The sequence below is a fragment of the Lactiplantibacillus songbeiensis genome (genome assembly GCF_005405125.1).
In the GTDB taxonomy this organism is placed as follows: domain Bacteria; phylum Bacillota; class Bacilli; order Lactobacillales; family Lactobacillaceae; genus Lactiplantibacillus; species Lactiplantibacillus songbeiensis.
The window spans coordinates 57107-75099 of sequence record NZ_BJDL01000007.1; the positions used below are offsets into that span (position 1 = coordinate 57107).

The following is a 17993-nucleotide window of genomic DNA, read 5'->3' on the forward strand; positions in this document are numbered from 1 at the left end:
AATGAAGCTTTTGTAAGCTCGAGTAGTTGATGGTTGTTAAGTTGAATCTCCAGTTAAAAGCGTGAAAATTCTAAGCTTTCTACAAAACTGCCCAGATAAGTCACCATTAAAACAATTAATACCAAAAAACATTGTGATTTTAAGCCTGCCTTATTGACTTTCCGTTCAAAAATCTTGATACTAGGGGTAAGTTAAGCAGAGAGTGGGGGGTAATCATGAAAAAAGAATGGTTAGTCGCGTTATCGTTAGTTGCTGGGTTTAGTGGTGGCTTATTGGTAGCGCAACCAATGACCAGCCACGCCGCCACGACGACCTTGTCTGATACGGTCGCGCCGCGGGTGAAAGTAACGAGTACCAAGAAAAAAGTTAAACCCAGTAAAAAAGAAGTTATTGATATTGTCTTAAAATCCCGTAATAGCAGTGCATTAAGTAAATATAGCTATGCAACGGTCAATCCAAAATCAGCGTCATATCATCAATACTTAACGCCCAGTGCGTTTGGTAAAAAGTATGGGCAATCAGCGAAAACGTTAACCACGATTAAGTCCTATTTAAAGAAGCATCATTTGAGCTACAAAGTTTACGGTGGTAACTTAGTCATTCGTGCTACTGGGACCGTTAATAACATTAATAAAGCATTTGGTGTCACCTTAGTTAAAGTGAAAGTTAAGGGTAAGACCTACCAAACCCATACTCAAAAAGCTAAGTTGCCTAGCAGTTTTAAGAGTAAGATTAATGCGGTGCTTGGACTTTCCAGTTATGGAAAATACAAGACGAATTTGACGACGACAGCCCATGCCACAAAAGGGCAGTTAAACGTCAATCAAACCACGCAACCGCAAAAGTTTGCTAATGCCTATCATCTAGATAAATTATATGAAAAAGGGTTAACTGGTAAAGGTCAACGCATTGCCATCTTATCGTTTGCAAACTTTCATCCAGCCGATGCTGCTTACTATTGGAAGCAAGAAGGTATTCCGGCGGCCAAAAGTAATATCACGCGGTATAACATCGATGGTGGCGCTAGTTGGACTGGATACAACGAAACCACTTTAGACGTAGAGCAAGCTGGTGCGGTCGCTCCCGATGCGGCACTCGATATTTATCTAGCCCCACAGACGGACACCGGAATGATCAACGCCTTAGCCACGATCATTGGTAAGAACAATGCTTCACAATTGACTACGAGTTGGGGACAAAGTGAAGGGGCCTTGTTGTCGGCGATGAGTCAAGGTGCTGAAACGAGTGCTTATGCCAAGGCCTTCAACACCTTGTTCCAACAAGCTGCGGTCCAAGGCATTTCGACCTTTGCAGCCACCGGTGATAATGGGGCTTACGACAGTATTCTAGACAACGCTGGTAGCTATCGTACCGATAAAACGGTGGATTTTCCTGCTAACTCAGCCTATGTCACTGCGTTAGGTGGGACCACGTTGCCATTTAGTGCTAGCTATACTGATGGCGGTAGCAAGGTTAAAGTCGATGTTAAGACGGAACGAGCTTGGGGTTCAGATTACCTCTACGGTCGCTTCGATAAGAGTTACTATTCGAATTATCAAGATCGTCTCGATGACTACTTCGCAGGTGGCGGTGGTGGCTTTAGCCGTTTGAATAAGACAACACCAGCGTTCCAGCGCGCATTGATCGGTAATGGGGTCAATACTTATGCCGCAGTCAACTTGTGGAAAGTCAGCAATGGTACCTTGAATCGAACTAGTTCAACAACTTATACGACCGGGACCGGTACCGGCCGGAATGTCCCAGACTTGTCGTTTAACGCTGATCCGAACACTGGCTATGACTTATACATGAGTTCCGCCAAGACGGTCGGTAAATCACCAAAATGGTACGTTTCCGGTGGGACGAGCGTGGTATCACCACAAGTGGCCGCGGCTAATGCGGTCATGAATAGTGGTTGCAGCAGTCGAATTGGCTACTGGAACCCGCAGATTTATCGCTTAGCGCAGACGAAGCAGTCACCATTCACACCGCTAACGGCTAAGACTAATAATACGAACTTGTATTATACTGGCCAACCAGGCAAGCTGTATAACCAAGCAACCGGGCTTGGTACGGCGAACTTTGAAACACTGTTTAATCAATTGAAATAAGAATTTAGGTAAGCAGCTCGGCCAGATTGGTCGAGCTGCTTTTTGCGTATGCGAACGCGTGTAACTCGGTGAGGGCTGCGGTAAACTTAATCTAAGTAAGGTGCTAGTTGGCTTAAATTGCCACTCTGGTTAGGCCAGAATTGGCTGGAACGGTGGTGGCTGCGTTTTCGAGCCAAAGTGCGGTCTCGAAAGGCCGGGCTTTATCTAAGTCGGAAAATTACCGACCAAGATAAACGACACCATTGAGCCAATTCTGGCCCGCCCGGCGTTAATTAACGGGAATTAATGACTATTTATTGACGACCACAAATTTGGCCGAGAGGGTTGGTTCCTAAAATACTCAGCCGTGTCGTTCCAGCGTTTTAAGACTCAACCGGCAGGCGGCAATCTCAACTAGTACCAAGCGTTAAGTAAGCGGAATCTTTTTCGAGGTGAGGGTAGATGCAAGCAGTTGATCGGGGATTAAGTTGGCTTTGGCGGTTAACGATTATTTTGGGGTTGGCGATTGGGGTGATGATGCCACCACTGTTACTTCAGTTAGTGAACGAATTAACGGGTGTTAAGGCGTTGACTGGTTGGCGAGTGACTGCGGTGATTTTGTATTTTGGTCTATTCTTAGGCATTAGTGGCATTGCCTGTGCGGTCTATCGGCATTATACGGGGGAGATGACCCTTAAAAAGTTAACGTGGTCAGACTTGTGGCTCATCGGCGGCGGTTACTTAGTGATTATTGGCGGTGAAGGGCTGTTTCAATTCATAAACCAAGTCATCTATCATCAAAGTGAGACTCAAAATAATGCGGCAATTGAAGATCTAATGAGTGGTAGTTCGATGGCGCTGATCATGATGGCGGTCAGTGCCGTCTTTTTGACGCCGATTATGGAAGAGTTGGTCTTTCGAGCCGTGTTGACGAATCTTTTTTTACGACAAGAACCATTAAAAGTCTTGTTGAGTGCCATCGTTTTTGGGAGTATGCATGCCAGTACAACGCTGCCCAGCTTCTTGATCTATTTTACGATGGGCCTAATCTTAGCCAGCGTGTATCGGATTTCCGGGAAGATTCAGGATTCGATTATTTTACACTTTTTGATTAATGCCGGGGCGATGAGCTTAATGTTGTTAAGTTGGCAGGCGTGAATATGCAGACAAAAAAGGCGCTCAACGGAGAGCGTCTTATAATTAAAACTGTGGACCATCGTAATCGATTTTCTTAGGCTTCGCATTCTTAATCCGTTCCGAGGCAAAGTTGACCGTGTCACGAGTCGCGGCATAAGTCTTTTCGTCCATCCCCAGTAAGTCCATGCACGTATTAACGTGGGCAAAGATTTCTGGTTTGGCATCGAGTGCTTTTTGTGATAACGAAATGTTGACTTGGCGTTCATCATTTTCATCACGTTTGCGTTCAACCCAGCCTTGCGTCTGCATCCGTTTTAAAAGCGGGGTTAACGTGCCACTGTCTAAATTAACGTGTGAGCCGAGTTCACGAACGGTCATGGGATTATTTTCCCAAAGCGCTAACAACGTGATATATTGCGGATAGGTTAGCTTGAAAGGTGCCAACGCTTCTGCGTAAAAATGATTAAACCGTTTGCTAGCGGTGTATAAGGCGAAACACAATTGTTCGTCGAGTAAGATATTCTTGGTTGGGGTTGCCATCGAAACCAGCTCCTTTTCATATTCTAGTATATTGTACGCAATTAATTAGATATTTGCAATAATTATTATCGCTAGTTATATAAAAAGTCATCATTAATTATGAAAAAACAGAATAATTAGGCAGCTGGGCCTAAATCTGCCGCCAAAAATAGTTTAGTCAAGGCAGTTTGGTTGATTGCTAGCTGTTTGCTGTCTTTAAACGCGTAGACGGGAACTGTTGTTGGTAAAGCTGTGGCTTGATGATTCGTAACTGGAACCGCCGCCGCAGCTTGGGACCGGCGTTGCTTAGGTGCTTGGACGTCCGCCGGTGCATGCTTGATCTTTAAAGTCGTCATCACTTTAAAGTCAGCTGGCTTGGTAGGATGCTTGGCGTGACGGACCTTAACGCCATGTAGTCGTGGCTTAAGTGCTAAGCCACTGTGGTTAGTCGTTAAGGTGAGCTGCTGATGCAACGTTAAATCGTAGTAATGTTGATCGTTGATATTTTTTAAGCGAACTTTGAAGTGCCCCAGTGGAATTAACCGACTATCATTTTCAATAATCAGACTGTGATCGTCGAAGGTTTCCTTAGTGGTTACGGGTTCAAACGTATATTGTGCTAGAAATTTGTTAACTTGGTTCAAAATATCACTCCCTACTGTCTAACCTAGTCGTCTGACGACAAAAGTCAATTAATTTGCAAAGCTAAAGTGGATGATTGCGCTTCCGTGACGCTTCGATTAAACTTAGGGGTAATGAGTAAAAATGAGGGGGATTTTGAGATGTTTATGACAACGGGTGATCTTCAACGATCACATATGATTAAGACAGTCGTTTCGGCGACCGAACATAGTATGTTTCAGTCGGAAAAAATTGATCAATTTGAAGATTTTGATGGTTTGATTGAAAAGGTAAAGGCTGACCTCATGCAAAAGGCCGCTGACAATGATGGAGATGGCCTGATTTATGTCTCGTTTAATACTGAAGTCGTGCGGATGAGTGTGGCGCCACGGTTTTTAGTGGTGACGGGGTATGGGACTGTTGTGAAGTTGGCGGAATAAGAAAATCTTATTAGATGAAAATCAAATAAACGAGGGTTATCCAGCTTAAATTTAAGCGTGGATAGTCCTCGTTTATTTGAATAGTGTTGAAGAATTATTTACCGATTTTACTTGGATAATTTGATCTCGAATAAGTGTAGGAAGCCACTTTTGCAATCTTTTTATGACTAGCAATGTGAAAATAGAACATATTGAGATAACTTTTTAAGACTCTATAATTATGACCATTGATTTTGCGGTGACCGATCCACATAAACGGGATTGATTCTGCTTCATTCATACCTTGATTAAGTTGATAATAAGATCCGCCAGTTTTTGTGCCCCATACTTTTTTGCTATTTTTATTAATCTTTTCGACATGAAGTTTTAAAGAGCCCTTCTTTTTTGCAGTATAATTTCTGTAATAGCTTCTCTTACCATTATTTGAAATATTGTATGTAACGACAGCATGTCTTTTGATTTTTGTCACGCTGTATCCGGAGGAATGTCCTAGGTATTCATACCAAGTTCCTCTTAAGCTCTTTGGTGTTGTTGTAGAATTAGCCTGAACGACCAAATTTGGGAGTAAGATAATGCTGATTCCTAATGTCGTTAAAATTTTTAGTGAGCTTTTCAAAATAATCTCCTCCAAATGAATGCATGCTGTATAAATATAAAAAAAGGTTTATTTTTTGGACCTTTTTCGCTATAATTGAGTTTGTTGCTAAAGAAACAATGCCCCAGTGGCGGAACTGGCAGACGCGCAGCGTTCAGGTCGCTGTATTGGCAACAATGTACAGGTTCGAATCCTGCCTGGGGCATCATAATACGTTATAGAGTTACCTTACTAATTAAGGTGGCTCTTTTTTTTGCGATGTTTTGCTTTTGACAGTAATTATTGAGGCTGACATCGATGAATATAGTTCGTTTGATTAATATGTTGGTTGATTTTACCTCCTCCAAAATTATAAAACTAATCTAATTATAACATATCAAACTGGTCTGGTAATGCTTATTGAAAAGATTAAATATAATCTGATTTAGCCTGGATAAAATAAAACGACCCTCGTTTTAAATCGTAATGGTCATAATAAGTATTAGATGACTATTAATATAAAGTGGATTGTAAGGATTCGATATCGCTTTCATCTATACAACTAATAGCGTACACTATTAACGGGGTTATATTAAACTAAAATACTAATTATATTACTGGAGGAGTGAAGACTTTGAATGCAATCGAAACTGGTCAATTGACCAATCCTCACCCGGAAAAAATGGCTGGTCGTTTTTGGCTAATGGCGGGGGCAGCTTTACTGACCTGGCAAATTAATAACCAAGTTGTACAAGCCGACACAACTATTGTACCGACAACTAACACGACTGTTAATATTGATACATCTAAATCTAGTACAGAAATGCAGACCAAGGAACAAAAAGTGACAGTGCAATCCGGCACGTCAGCTGAAAAGGTGACACCAGGTTCAGGTGATATAGATACAAGCCATACTGAGAAATCACAACAACCAGCACCTGAAACTGCACCTGACGCGAATAGTGTAGTTGAAAGTGGTGGTCCGGAATCGCAACAATCAGCATCGGAAACACCGGTGTATCAGCCTAGTTCTGGAGAACCAGTTGCACCGACTGAAACAATACCAGCACAGTCGACAGTGCCACCAAAGAAAGTTAAGGCGGCAGCACCAGCACCGACTCAAGCTGCAAGTGGTGCTGGTCGTAGTGCTAGAGTTGCCAGACCGATGCTTAAAACTGTTGCACCAGTTAATGAACATACTTCTGGGATGTTAGGGACTAGTGCTTGGACGATTGGCCCCGGGGACTCTAATCAGCAGAAAGTGTTACATATTGGAGCAGGGACATTAGCTAATACTGACGTAAAGACCGATGCGGATGGTAAAGTCATAGATTGGGGCGCCCTTGGTTGGAATAACTATGAGATTGATGGTCAACACCCATCTTTAACTTTGAGCTTAGATGGTGATATTACTACGGGAGCAGATGCCAGTTATTTGTTTTCAGGGTTAAATTACATGAATAGTGATCTTAAAAAAGTACACACCGAAAACACGACTAATATGGCTGGAATGTTTGCTGGTGCAACTTCAACCGAGGGACGCGACGCGAATAATGTTGATGTAATTGGGTTTGATACCAGCAAAGTGACGAATATGTCACATATGTTTGATGGTTACCGTTTTAACGGCACATTTGATCTTTCCAGTTTTGATACTAGTCAAGTACAAGATATGTCTTACATGTTTACACGTTTATCTGATACACCAAGTTTGAATTTGAAAAATTTTGATACCAGTCAAGTGACAAATATGTCACATATGTTTGCATCTGATGGTAGTCTTGGAAGTTTAGATTTGTCAGGATTCAACACGAGTAAAGTCACATCGATGGCTTCAATGTTTGATATAGAACCAGACTTGCTATCACTTAATATTTCTAATTTTGATACGAGTTCCGTTACTGATATGTCACGGATGTTTGAGGGGACATCTTTGTCAGGGCTAGATATTTCTTCATTTAATACTAGCCAAGTGACAAATATGTCATATATGTTTGCTGATATCGGATATGACAAATTTATTAAGCCAATCAAGGGATTGACTAATTTGGATACTAGCAAAGTCACTGATATGTCAGGGATGTTTTATAGAATAAATTTACCGGTAAGTGCGCAACTGGATTTAAGTCACTTTAATACAAGTGCAGTTACCGACATGTCATCGATGTTTAAAAATGCTAAACACTTTGTCGATGATTATATTGCTAAGTTTGACACTAGCCATGTGACAAATATGCAATCCATGTTTGAAGGCATCAGTAGAGATGCAACGGATCCGGGTGGTGAACTGACAACATTGAAATTCGCTAACCTAGATACTAGTTCTGTGGTTAATATGTCACGGATGTTTGCTAATATTACGCAATTGACTGATTTAGACCTTTCCAAACTTTCAAATTTTGAGACGCATGATGTGGATGATATGAGTTATATGTTTTGGGGTGATACCGCATTAACTAGTCTAAAACTTGCTAATTTTGATACTCGTAACGTGACCGACATGCAGTATATGTTTTCTGGTGACGCTACATTAGCCGATTTGAAGCTCACTAATTTTGATACTCGTAATGTGACCAATATGACGGGAATGTTTGTAAATGATGGTGCCCTTCAAAATTTGGACATCTCTTCATTTGATATGCGTGACTTAGTACTGGATTATCAACCACTTGGTACTCTTAATATAAAAAACTATTCGCTTCTTAACTTACCAGCAATGTATACGGAGGGTTTTCAATATTTGAATACTAATCCACGAGTGCTAGTTTTAGGTGCACATACGAGATTGAATTTTGATTATCCGGTAGAAAAAGCTAGTGATATTATTGAACTACCATCAGGATCAGAAGGTAGTATTAGCTTGGAGGATGTTGCTCAGGTAGTAGGCTATAGTAGTATAAACGAACTAAAGCAACTGTTTTCAGCCAATTTACAACCTGCTGCCAATAGATCTACGGGATTATGGATTAACGTCGACACTGGTGAACGGTTAACCGCACCGGCATTGATGGAACGTTATAGTGGCGACCAAGCGACTGCTGGTACGTGGACTTGGCAAAGCGTGGTTGGAAAAGATGTCCAGATCATTGCCAGTCCTAAGGCAAAGTGGTCACCAGCAGATAACTACGATGGAGAATTGAGTGTTGATGAAGCGGGTAATAAATTAGCACTTGATAAGTTGACCGTCATCGTGCGCGATGCTAAAACCAACGCCATTATCCCGGTTGCTGACGTTGATCCAACCAAGGTTGGGAGTTACACCGTGACTTACAGTTATCTGGGTAAAGATAATGTTAACCAAACTTCAGGGCCAGTTAAACTAGAGATTGTTGCAACTCAAAACATGATAAATGCGCATGATTCGGTCGTTCAGTTAAATGAGCCATGGCCGGCTGATAATTTTGACACTGCCTTTAATGCTGACGGGAGTCCGGTCACGAATATCACGACTAAAGGGACGGTCAATAGCCAAGTACCCGGAGTCTATACGATTACGTATCAATTTGTCGACCAATTTGGGGTGCCAGTCACTAAAGACGTACACGTTATCGTGAATGGACTGACACTTAAGCAAACTACTGGTAATTTTTCAACCGACGATCGCTGGGATCCACTAACTAATGTTGTGACTGCCATCGATGATCATGGTCATGAAGTTGCGCCAAGTTCGTTGTCATTGCAGATGACAGATACTACGGGTCGAGCGGTGACCTCACTTAAGCGACCGGGTAGTTACCAGTTGATTTATAGCTTCAAAGATGGTCATGGCGACCATACTCAAATGGCGCTGGTGACCATCCTCACCGGTGAGAATCATGCGGACTTACAATTAAAAGCTGACGAAGTGACATTATATGAACACGACACGTGGAATCCGATGAGTAATGTCCAAAATTTGGTTGATTCGGATAGTGAACAAATTAATGTTACTGAATGGCCACAATACTTGAAAGTTGATAGCCAAGTGAATGTAGCTCAGCCAGGCGAGTATCAAGTTACGTATCAATTTACCGATACATTTGGTATCGTACATGAGAAGACAGCAGTTGTGACGGTCAAACCTAGTCAGGCACAGTTAACATTAACTCACGAGACCGTGCTACTTTACGTTGGTAGCAAATGGTCGCCAATTGACAACCTTGCGGCGGTTAAAGATGTTGATGGTCGTGATGTTACTGCTGACCGGGTGACCATTAGTAATCCAGTTGATTTAACGCAGCCGGGTCATTATTTAGTTGTCTATCGGTTTACGGATAGTCAAAATAGCTTGCATACCGCGACTAGTGTGGTACAAGTGTTAGCTAACCTTGCTAAGCTGACAGTTAAGCAGCCGGTTATTCATTTGACGGTAGGGGATCAATGGGTCGCACTTAGCAATCTAGATCAGGCAACGGATGTTGATGGAACTGATGTCGTACCCGAAAAAATACAGATTAATAATCCGGTTGAGTTGACGACGCCTGGAAGCTATACAGTCACCTATCAATTTACAGATCAGCTAGGAGTGGCTCATAAGGCTACGGTGCAAGTTATGATTGAGGCGGCATCGGTGGTCATACCTGGTGGCAATGGTAATCAGCCAACTACGGACGATAACGGGAATCATGGCACTAATGAAGCACCGGGGACACAACCAGTTAATAAGTTACCAGCAACGAAGCCGATTGTTCAGCCACAGCGGCCAGCCCAAAAGCCGATACCTAAGCAACAATCGGTCAAACAGGATCAAAAAGTCGTTAAAACGGGATCTGAGTCGATGGCGGGTGCTATGATGTTAGCTAGTTCATCAAAATCGAATCGTTCAACTGTAGCACAACCCCAGCTACAACTAGTCAAAATAACTCAGTCACAAGAGGATGGGTTAGCAGCAACAGCTAAATTACCACAAACTGATGATGTAGTGACGCAATCGACCTCAATTTGGGGTTGGGTATTATTAGCTTTGGCTGGGATTATGCGGCCATGGTTGATTAGTAAGAAGAACAAGTCGTAACAGTGGCAATGACTTGTTTATCAGTAAAAGGCATCTCGCTTAAAGTAAAAGTGGGGTGCCTTTCTTAAAAATAGGGTGAATTAAAGCCAATATCAAACTTTTTTAAATAATCCCTAACCACTTTGGCCGAACAAGTGTATACTATTACATGTTGGTTCAAACGAACTAAACGTGATGGCGGTATTGGCGAAGTGGTTAACGCACCGGATTGTGGCTCCGGCACGCGTGGGTTCGATTCCCACATACCGCCCTAAAGTAAAACGTCCTGACTAGTTATTTAGTCGGGACGTTTTTTTGTTACCGATATCGGTAAGCGACTGATTTGGTTTGATAGTAGTTAGCTTGGTAGCCGTCACTGTGAACGTCAAGTCGAGCATGACCAGCTTTGCGACCACGTGTCAATTTAATCGGTTGGCTAGCCAGTTGGTAACCACCAGTGGTTTTGTAAATATTAAGTTTATTTTTCCCATGCGACCAGACGCCAAGCTTATTCCCCTTAGCATTGGCCCAGATCTGACGGGAACCGTCTTCATAGCGCATAATGCCCTTTAGGGAATGCTTGGTTAGGGTTAACCGATCGTAAGTCCCATGATCATAAGCATACCAGGTATGGCGAAAGGTTGTCGGAATCGTGTGGCTACGTTTAGCCGCTTGAGCCGGCTGAGCGAGGCCAACTAACCCGAGACCGAGTGCAACGGTCAGAACTGATTTTGCTAGTTTCAAAATAATCTCCTCCAAATTAAGCATGGTTTAATTATACCATGCAAAAACCGGTCAGCCTGCGCTAACCGGTTAATCAGCTTGTTTAGTGGTGATGGTGCCATTAGGATAAACAAAGTAAGTCTTCAATAAATGTCCCCGTTGGCCATTCGCTTTACGTTGAAAAGCATCGACTTGATAATAATGATGACCGCGCGCATCGCTGTTAACGGTTGGAATGGGCTGAAATAGTTGTCCCGCCGGAGCTTTCAAGACTTGTTTGACCGCCGCAGCTGCCATTGTGGGACTAGTCAGGTGGTCATTAGTTGCCTGCAATTGGGTGCCAGTGGCTTTTTTGGCGCTGGCATCTTGTGCTTTGGCGGCAGCATTGGCGTTACTTTGGCGATTCGCCGCTGCAATTTCTTGCGTTTTCTTTGGGGTGATTCTAGGTTGGCTACTGGCCGCACAGCCAGCGAGTAACAAGCTCAGACTTAGTCCAACCTCAATTAGCCAGCGCGCCTTCATTGAGGTTGCTCCTGGGCTAGCGTTGGATAGGGCGCCCGATTGATAATTTGCAGATCAATGTAAGCCATCCCACCAATCGATAAGATTAATAGGGCAGCGATAATTAAATTCTTCATAAATTCAGGACCTCGTTTATTTCCAGTTTGGGACCCAGATCACTCGCGCGATGTCATTCGGTGTCACCGCAATGCGTTCACCAGTTTGGGGACCAGCTTCGACCTCAACTTGATAGGTGGTCGGTTGGGCTTCAATCGTCACGATTGACCCGCGTTGACCCGCTGTGGTATCGATTAAACTATATAGCGGAATCTGGTTGGTCGCAATTTCAAGTTCGTACAAGGTAAATTGTAGAAAATAGGATTTGCGGCCGGTTTTAATTTGTAACGGTGTATCGGTCGAACCGTAGTCTGGCAAAGCCCGTTGTTGGGCATTGGGATCGTTCATAAATTGCATATCGTTGACGGCATCGATGGCCATCTTCCATTGACCACCCGTAATCCGGGTCTTGGAGGATAAGGTCATGACGGAGTTAGCGTATATATCAATGACATTAAAGGCTTCGTTAACTTGTTTCTTTGGTAGATAGCCGATAACATAGCCATGATCGGCGACTTTCAGTTCGATTCGCACTGCTCGTTTGGCGCCATCGACTTCTTCGACTAATTGGATCTCGCCAATATTAGCATCAGCGTCGACTTGATATTTCTTTGCGTATAAGTAATCGGCTTTTAGTCCAGATTCGTTGTAATTATCGTATGGTTTAAAATAACCACGTTTAATGGCATCGGCCAGGGCAGCATCGAATTCTTTTTGATAGTAGTCTAAACCGACGACATACGAGCGAAAGATAGCGCGTGAGTTGGCGTCAATCCGGTGATGTTGCGGCGCTGTGACTGGATGGGGGACTGATTTGCGCAATTTGGTTTTAAAACTGTCATTTTGCGTTTGCAGATCCGTTAAGGTCGCAGCTTGGTCTTGATTGACTAGCGTTTGCTTAACGAGCCGGCTACGAATGGTTTTCAATAACTCCCCTTGGTCAGTCGCGGCCCGTTTTAACCGATGCACGGTCACGCGACTGACGATTAAAATGATAAACAGGATTAAACTGATGAGGGCTAATCCTAAGACGATATAAGCAGTCATAAGTATTCACTCCAAGGCTAAGACGATTAATTTATTTGATGAAACTTGTCAGGTTACCTAAAAATAAGGTATGATAAGTCGTAAATGACTTCACGTTATTAGATTATATAAGAAACGGCGGCGAACGGTAGTGCAGATGTTAAAGCGGCTTTATCGTCGGTATCAATACTTCTGGAAATATGCCATTTTTGGGTTCCTAGCAGCGGCTGTGAATGTCTTGGCTTTTTGGGTCTTACATTCGGTCATGCTGGAACATTATTTATTCTCAAATACCATTGCTTGGATCTTAGCCACGCTGTTCAGCTTCATCACGAACAAAGCGGTGGTCTTTCAATCCCGGTCTTCAAGTCTCAGTCACAGCATTCGTGAGTTTATCGGCTTCATGTTAACGCGAGGACTCTCGTACTTTTTTGATACATTTTTAATGTTCGTCGGGATTTCCGTCTTGTTCTGGATGCCACTACTAGTTAAAATTCTGGACCAAGTGTTAGTCGGCCTGTTTAACTACGGTACATCGCGACTAATCTTTATGGAACATAATCAAAAGATGCGGATGCGACGACAAATTATGAAACGATTTAGTAAATAGGCGTTGCCAGCGATTAGCTGGGCGCCTTTTTTGCGGTCTTTAAAGCCAATGACCGGTGAGCATAACATGTAAGCCAAAGCCAATGATCACGGTCAGGACGACGCCACCGATCAGTAAACTAATCAGCTTGCCAGTTAAGTGGCTTTCCTGCCAGCGGGCAAAGGCGATTTCAATCAGACCAATAGTTCCGACGCCACACACCGCTTTGACGATTGTTAACAAGGGTGCGGCCTGAAACGTTTTGGTACTGAGATACACGCCAGTGATAATCAAGGCTAAATAGCCGAGCCGACTTAAAATCAAGTAGCGATTGGCGGCTTTGATGGATTGCCGGGTCAGCCCGCAACTCACCATGATGATGAGCCAGACCCAGCTAATTAAATGAATCGTTAATAGCATAAAAAAATAACGCCTCCAAACAACCTGTCATGTCTAATTTTAGCATGAAAGTCTCGTTTGGCGACGTTATTTTTATACAGTTGGGGTTAAATTTTTCTGTTGGACATATTCGGCTAATTCAATCACGGTTTTGAAGCGATTGAATGGGGTGACAAGATGGACACCGTTAAAGTACTCGCAAATGCCATCAATCAATTCTTTGGCAATTTGGATTCCTACGGCGCGTTCATTACCATCCTGTTCAGCTTGCGCCATCCGGTCTAAAACGGCTTCTGGCAACCGAATGCCATGGACTTCATGATGTAGGAATTCAGCGTTACGCCGAGAAACGAGGGGCATCACGCCAATGAAGACCGGCACCTGTAAGTCGCTAGCTTTGAGTGCCTCCGCGAGCGCTACCACATTTTGAATGTCGAAGACTGGTTGTGTAATTAGGTAGTCACAGCCGTAACTGAGCTTGCGAGCGATTGATTTGGTCGAAACCGTTGTCCGGTAAGCATTCGGATTAAAGGCCGCGGCGACCCGAAAGTCAGTGGCTTGTTTTAATGATTTTCCAGTGGGACCGATGCCACTGTTGAATTGTTTGATTAACTTAATCAGTTCCACTGAGCGCACATCCCCTACGGAAGTTGCGCCAGGAAAGTCACCGAGCTTAGCCGGATCACCGGTGACGGCCAGAATATCTTCAATGCCGAGACTGTGTAAGCCCATGATTTCGGATTGTAGGCCAATCAGGTTGTGGTCACGGGTGGTCAGATGCACGATCGGCGTAATTCCGTAAGTGAGCTTTAGTTGGGCGGCAATCGTTGTGTTAGCGATGCGGACACTGGCTAGCGAGTTATCGGACAGCGTAATCCCATCGACGCCGGCTGCTTTTAAACGTTGGGCGCCTTTGAAAAATTTTTGCGTTTCAAAGTCTTTCGGCGGATCTAATTCGACTAACGCCGTTTTTTGGGTGGCCACTTTTTGCAAGAAAAGGTGTTGGCCTAACGTTGGCGTTAAAGTTGGTGTCTGCCGGGGCTGGGGTTGCACGGTATGCGCTACCAGTGTTCGACTGGTTAGCCCGCGCACCAGGGCGGCCGTATGCAACGGGGTCGTCCCACAACACCCGCCGATAATATTAAGGCCTAGTTGCCGAAAGCGTTCCGCGTAATCTTGAAAATAACTCGGATCGCCATCATAGACGACCCGACCGTCGCTATCAGTTCCTGGCAAGCCAGAGTTCGGATAGACGGCTAAGTTAACGTTAGCTGGAATTGCTAAGTGTTCAAAGGATTGAGCTAGATAATACGGGCCTAAGCGGCAGTTGGCGCCGATCACATCCGCGCCTGCTGCGGCTAACTGAATAATGGCATCGGCGAAGGTCGTCCCATCACGCAAGACACCGGGGGCTAACATCGAGACATTCGTGATGACGGGCAACTGGGTGTGCGCTTTAACGATTTTTAGAGCGGCTAATAATTCAGGTAACTCATAGTAAGTTTCCAACAGAATCCCGTCTAATTGAGTCGTAGCGAGCAGGGCGGTTAATTGTTCGGTCAGACTTGCTTCAATCTCAGTAGATGTTGCTTGTTGCACACTTTGTTCAGTATCACCGGCGAGCCCACCAATCGTTCCCAGTAAATAAACCGGGTGATCTGCCGTTTGTCGTGCTTTAACGGCCAAGTCGACCGCCGCTTGGTTAATCGCCGTGACTTGATCTTGTAAGTCGTAGCGGGCGAGCTTTAACCGATTGGCGGCGTAAGTATTGGTCTGAATAAGATCAGCACCGGCACTAATGTAAGCCTGATGGACCCGTTGGATTGTATCCGGATGGGTTAAGTTGAGTGCTTCAAACGCCGAGGCAATTCCATAATTACCATAAAGTAAGGTGCCCATTGCACCATCGGCGACTAAGACGCGCCGTTGTAAGGCTTGACGTAAATCCATTGGCAAGACCTCCTTACTTAGTTGGATCGCTTAATTGGGCCTGGATTGCATCACGAGCAGCCACCATGTTTGTCAAGGCCGCAATGGTTTCTGGCTTTTGCCGGGTCTTTAAGCCACAGTCCGGATTAATCCAGAATTGGTGGACGTCAATTGCCCGTAAAGCCCGTTGAATATTAGTCTTGATCTCGTCAACACTGGGGACCCGGGGACTATGGATGTCGTAAACGCCAAGGCCGATTTCTTGGTCATAACCCGTTGTTTCAAAGGCGTTAATAATGTCGCCATGGCTGCGAGAGGTCTCAATTGAAATCACGTCGGCATCTAAAGCTTTGATGGTATCGATAATATCAGCAAAGTTTGAGTAGCACATATGGGTATGAATTTGCGTGTCATTGGCTACCCCAGTGGTCGTGATCTTAAAGGAATAGACGGCTTCATCGAGATAAGCTTGCCAATGTCGTTGTTTCAAGGGAAGGCCTTCACGTAAAGCGGGTTCATCGACTTGGATGATTTTAATGCCTGCTTTTTCTAAATTTTGGACTTCTTGACGTAAGGCGAGGGCAATCTGATTTTGAACTTGTGCAGTCGGAATATCGTCACGAACAAAACTCCAGTTGATAATCGTCAGTGGCGCTGTTAACATCCCTTTGACGGGCTTGTTAGTCAGACTTTGCGCATAAACGGAGGCGGCCACGGTAATCGGTTGTGTATAAGCGACATCGCCGAAAATCACGGGTGGTCGTACGCCTCGTGAGCCATAGGATTGGACCCAACCATTTTGCGTGGCGTAAAAACCAGTTAACTTTTGACCGAAATATTCAACCATGTCCGTGCGTTCGAATTCACCATGAACTAAGACATCTAAGCCAATTTCGTTTTGGATGTCGATCCAGCGCTTGGTTTCGGCTTTTAAGAAATCCTGATAGTCGGTATCAGATAAATCACCATGACGCCAAGCGGCTCGTTTGGCCCGGACGGTGTGGCTTTGTGGAAAGCTACCAATCGTGGTCGTAGGTAATAAAGGTAAGTGTAGGCGGTCATGCTGTAATTTGATCCGAGTCGCGAATGGCGCTTGGCGTTCAAAGACCTGATCAGCTAAGTGGGCTTCGGCTTGCCGGACGGTTGGATTATTCCGATGGCTCGAGGCGTTTAAGGCGGCCAGATTAGCTTGATTTTTATCGAATTCAGCCTGAACGGCCGCCACGCCTTGATTAGCGGCTGTAGTTAAGGTGGCTAATTCTTGTAACTTTTGATCAGCAAAGGCGAGTCCACCTAATAAAATAGGATCAGCTTGCGGTTCATTTTTGGTGGTGATTGGGACATGTAATAGCGAGTTAGCCGGTTGTAACCATAATTGGTCAGCCGTGACGATGGTGCGTAATTGCTGAATTAAAGTGAATTTGTCAGTTAAATCACTGGCCCAGACATTGTGACCGTCAATGATACCGGCCGCTAGGATCTTATCAGCGGGGAAGCCAGTCGTTTGAAGATGAGCTAAGTTTTCACCATGGTCATGGACCAAGTCTAACCCGATTGCTTGCACGGGTAGTTGAATCACTTGGTCATATAAGTCCAAGCTGTCGAAGTAAGTTTGCAGTTCAATATTCAAGGTTGGCACTGCTGCATGTAGGTACGTTAGCGCTTGGCGATAGGAATCGATCTCAGCGGGGTCAGTGGTTTTGACCAGCGTAGGTTCGTCTAGTTGTACCCATTTAACGCCAGCCGCTGCTAGTTCGGTGAAGACTTGTTGGTAGAGTGGCAGCAATTGCGGTAAGAGTTCGGCGACCGCTGCCGCATCTAAATAGTGGCCGTGGCGCTTACCGAGTTTTAAGAAAGAAACGGGACCTAAAATGACCGGCTTGCCATCGATACCGAGTTCTTGTTTGGCCTCTTGGTAATAGCGTAGCCAGCGGTTATCGAGTAAGTGGAAGTGGACATCATCGAATTCAGGCACGATGTAGTGATAGTTGATGTTGAACCATTTGGTCATTTCAGCGGCGATTGCTTGGTCAGTTCCCCGAGCAATGGCATAGTAGTCGTCTAAGTCTAACGGCTGATCAAATTCGCCAAAACGCGATGGAATAGCGCCAAATGCTGCCAAAGTATCTAAGACATGGTCATAATCAGAATTATCAGCGACGGGAATTAAGTCGAGGCCTAATGCTTGCTGCTTCTTTAAGTTCGCTAACCGTAATTGTTTAGCTGCGGCATGAAAGTCAGTTGCACTGAGCTGGTGGCGCCAGTAATGTTCCAATAAATGTTTCCATTCGCGATGTTCACCTAAACGGGGATATCCTAAATTACTACTGATAATTGTCATCTTAACCACTCCTCA

14 protein-coding genes and 2 tRNA genes are annotated in these 17993 nt (G+C 44.3%); 7 read left to right on the forward strand and 9 right to left on the reverse strand.

Annotation, left to right across the window (positions count from 1 at the left end):
* The first annotated feature begins 215 nt into the window (after positions 1 to 215).
* Complete coding sequence (locus FFM77_RS02390) at positions 216 to 2111, forward strand: S53 family peptidase (RefSeq protein ID WP_137634148.1); 1896 nt, start codon at positions 216 to 218, stop codon at positions 2109 to 2111.
* A gap of 441 nt (positions 2112 to 2552) precedes the next feature.
* Positions 2553 to 3248, forward strand: coding sequence for a CPBP family intramembrane glutamic endopeptidase (locus FFM77_RS02395; protein WP_137634149.1), 696 nt, complete (start codon positions 2553 to 2555; stop codon positions 3246 to 3248).
* A gap of 42 nt (positions 3249 to 3290) precedes the next feature.
* Here the strand turns inward: FFM77_RS02395 and FFM77_RS02400 are convergent, their stop codons facing one another.
* Together FFM77_RS02400 and FFM77_RS02405 are read right to left on the reverse strand one after the other, a co-directional pair.
* The gene (locus FFM77_RS02400; RefSeq protein ID WP_137634150.1) at positions 3291 to 3767 is read right to left on the reverse strand and encodes a MarR family winged helix-turn-helix transcriptional regulator; all 477 of its coding nucleotides are present in this window, start codon (positions 3765 to 3767) and stop codon (positions 3291 to 3293) included.
* Between the two features lie 116 nt (positions 3768 to 3883).
* Positions 3884 to 4390: a hypothetical protein gene (locus FFM77_RS02405; protein ID WP_137634151.1), complete on the reverse strand. Its 507-nt coding sequence runs from the start codon at positions 4388 to 4390 to the stop codon at positions 3884 to 3886.
* A 138-nt stretch (positions 4391 to 4528) separates the two neighbouring features.
* Between FFM77_RS02405 and FFM77_RS02410 the strand changes: the two genes are divergently transcribed.
* Positions 4529 to 4807: a hypothetical protein gene (locus FFM77_RS02410; RefSeq protein ID WP_137634152.1), complete on the forward strand. Its 279-nt coding sequence runs from the start codon at positions 4529 to 4531 to the stop codon at positions 4805 to 4807.
* 94 nt (positions 4808 to 4901) lie between these two features.
* Here the strand turns inward: FFM77_RS02410 and FFM77_RS02415 are convergent, their stop codons facing one another.
* Complete coding sequence (locus FFM77_RS02415) at positions 4902 to 5423, reverse strand: hypothetical protein (protein ID WP_137634153.1); 522 nt, start codon at positions 5421 to 5423, stop codon at positions 4902 to 4904.
* A gap of 100 nt (positions 5424 to 5523) precedes the next feature.
* Between FFM77_RS02415 and FFM77_RS02420 the strand changes: the two genes are divergently transcribed.
* The 3 genes from FFM77_RS02420 to FFM77_RS02430 all read left to right on the forward strand — a co-directional run bounded on the left by FFM77_RS02420 (position 5524) and on the right by FFM77_RS02430 (position 10624).
* A tRNA-Leu gene (locus tag FFM77_RS02420) sits at positions 5524 to 5607 on the forward strand.
* Between the two features lie 408 nt (positions 5608 to 6015).
* The gene (locus FFM77_RS02425) at positions 6016 to 10374 is read left to right on the forward strand and encodes a BspA family leucine-rich repeat surface protein (protein ID WP_137634154.1); all 4359 of its coding nucleotides are present in this window, start codon (positions 6016 to 6018) and stop codon (positions 10372 to 10374) included.
* A gap of 177 nt (positions 10375 to 10551) precedes the next feature.
* Positions 10552 to 10624 (forward strand) — tRNA-His (locus FFM77_RS02430).
* Between the two features lie 47 nt (positions 10625 to 10671).
* Here the strand turns inward: FFM77_RS02430 and FFM77_RS02435 are convergent.
* From FFM77_RS02435 to FFM77_RS02445, 3 genes are all read right to left on the reverse strand, one after another.
* Entirely contained in the window at positions 10672 to 11097 is a 426-nt protein-coding gene (locus tag FFM77_RS02435) for a hypothetical protein (protein WP_137634155.1), read from the reverse strand.
* 69 nt (positions 11098 to 11166) lie between these two features.
* A complete protein-coding gene (locus FFM77_RS02440; protein ID WP_137634156.1) occupies positions 11167 to 11598 on the reverse strand; it encodes a hypothetical protein in 432 nt (143 codons plus the stop codon).
* Positions 11599 to 11730: 132 nt separating this feature from the next.
* Positions 11731 to 12741: a hypothetical protein gene (locus FFM77_RS02445; protein WP_137634157.1), complete on the reverse strand. Its 1011-nt coding sequence runs from the start codon at positions 12739 to 12741 to the stop codon at positions 11731 to 11733.
* Positions 12742 to 12877: 136 nt separating this feature from the next.
* Between FFM77_RS02445 and FFM77_RS02450 the strand changes: the two genes are divergently transcribed.
* A complete protein-coding gene (locus tag FFM77_RS02450; protein ID WP_137634225.1) occupies positions 12878 to 13330 on the forward strand; it encodes a GtrA family protein in 453 nt (150 codons plus the stop codon).
* Between the two features lie 39 nt (positions 13331 to 13369).
* Here the strand turns inward: FFM77_RS02450 and FFM77_RS02455 are convergent, their stop codons facing one another.
* From FFM77_RS02455 to metE, 3 genes are all read right to left on the reverse strand, one after another.
* Entirely contained in the window at positions 13370 to 13729 is a 360-nt protein-coding gene (locus tag FFM77_RS02455) for a DUF1516 family protein (RefSeq protein ID WP_137634158.1), read from the reverse strand.
* Between the two features lie 72 nt (positions 13730 to 13801).
* On the reverse strand, positions 13802 to 15658 hold the full coding sequence (locus FFM77_RS02460) for a bifunctional homocysteine S-methyltransferase/methylenetetrahydrofolate reductase (protein WP_137634159.1): 1857 nt from the start codon (positions 15656 to 15658) through the stop codon (positions 13802 to 13804).
* 13 nt (positions 15659 to 15671) lie between these two features.
* Entirely contained in the window at positions 15672 to 17978 is a 2307-nt protein-coding gene (gene metE, locus FFM77_RS02465) for a 5-methyltetrahydropteroyltriglutamate--homocysteine S-methyltransferase (RefSeq protein ID WP_137634160.1), read from the reverse strand.
* Positions 17979 to 17993: the final 15 nt, after the last annotated feature.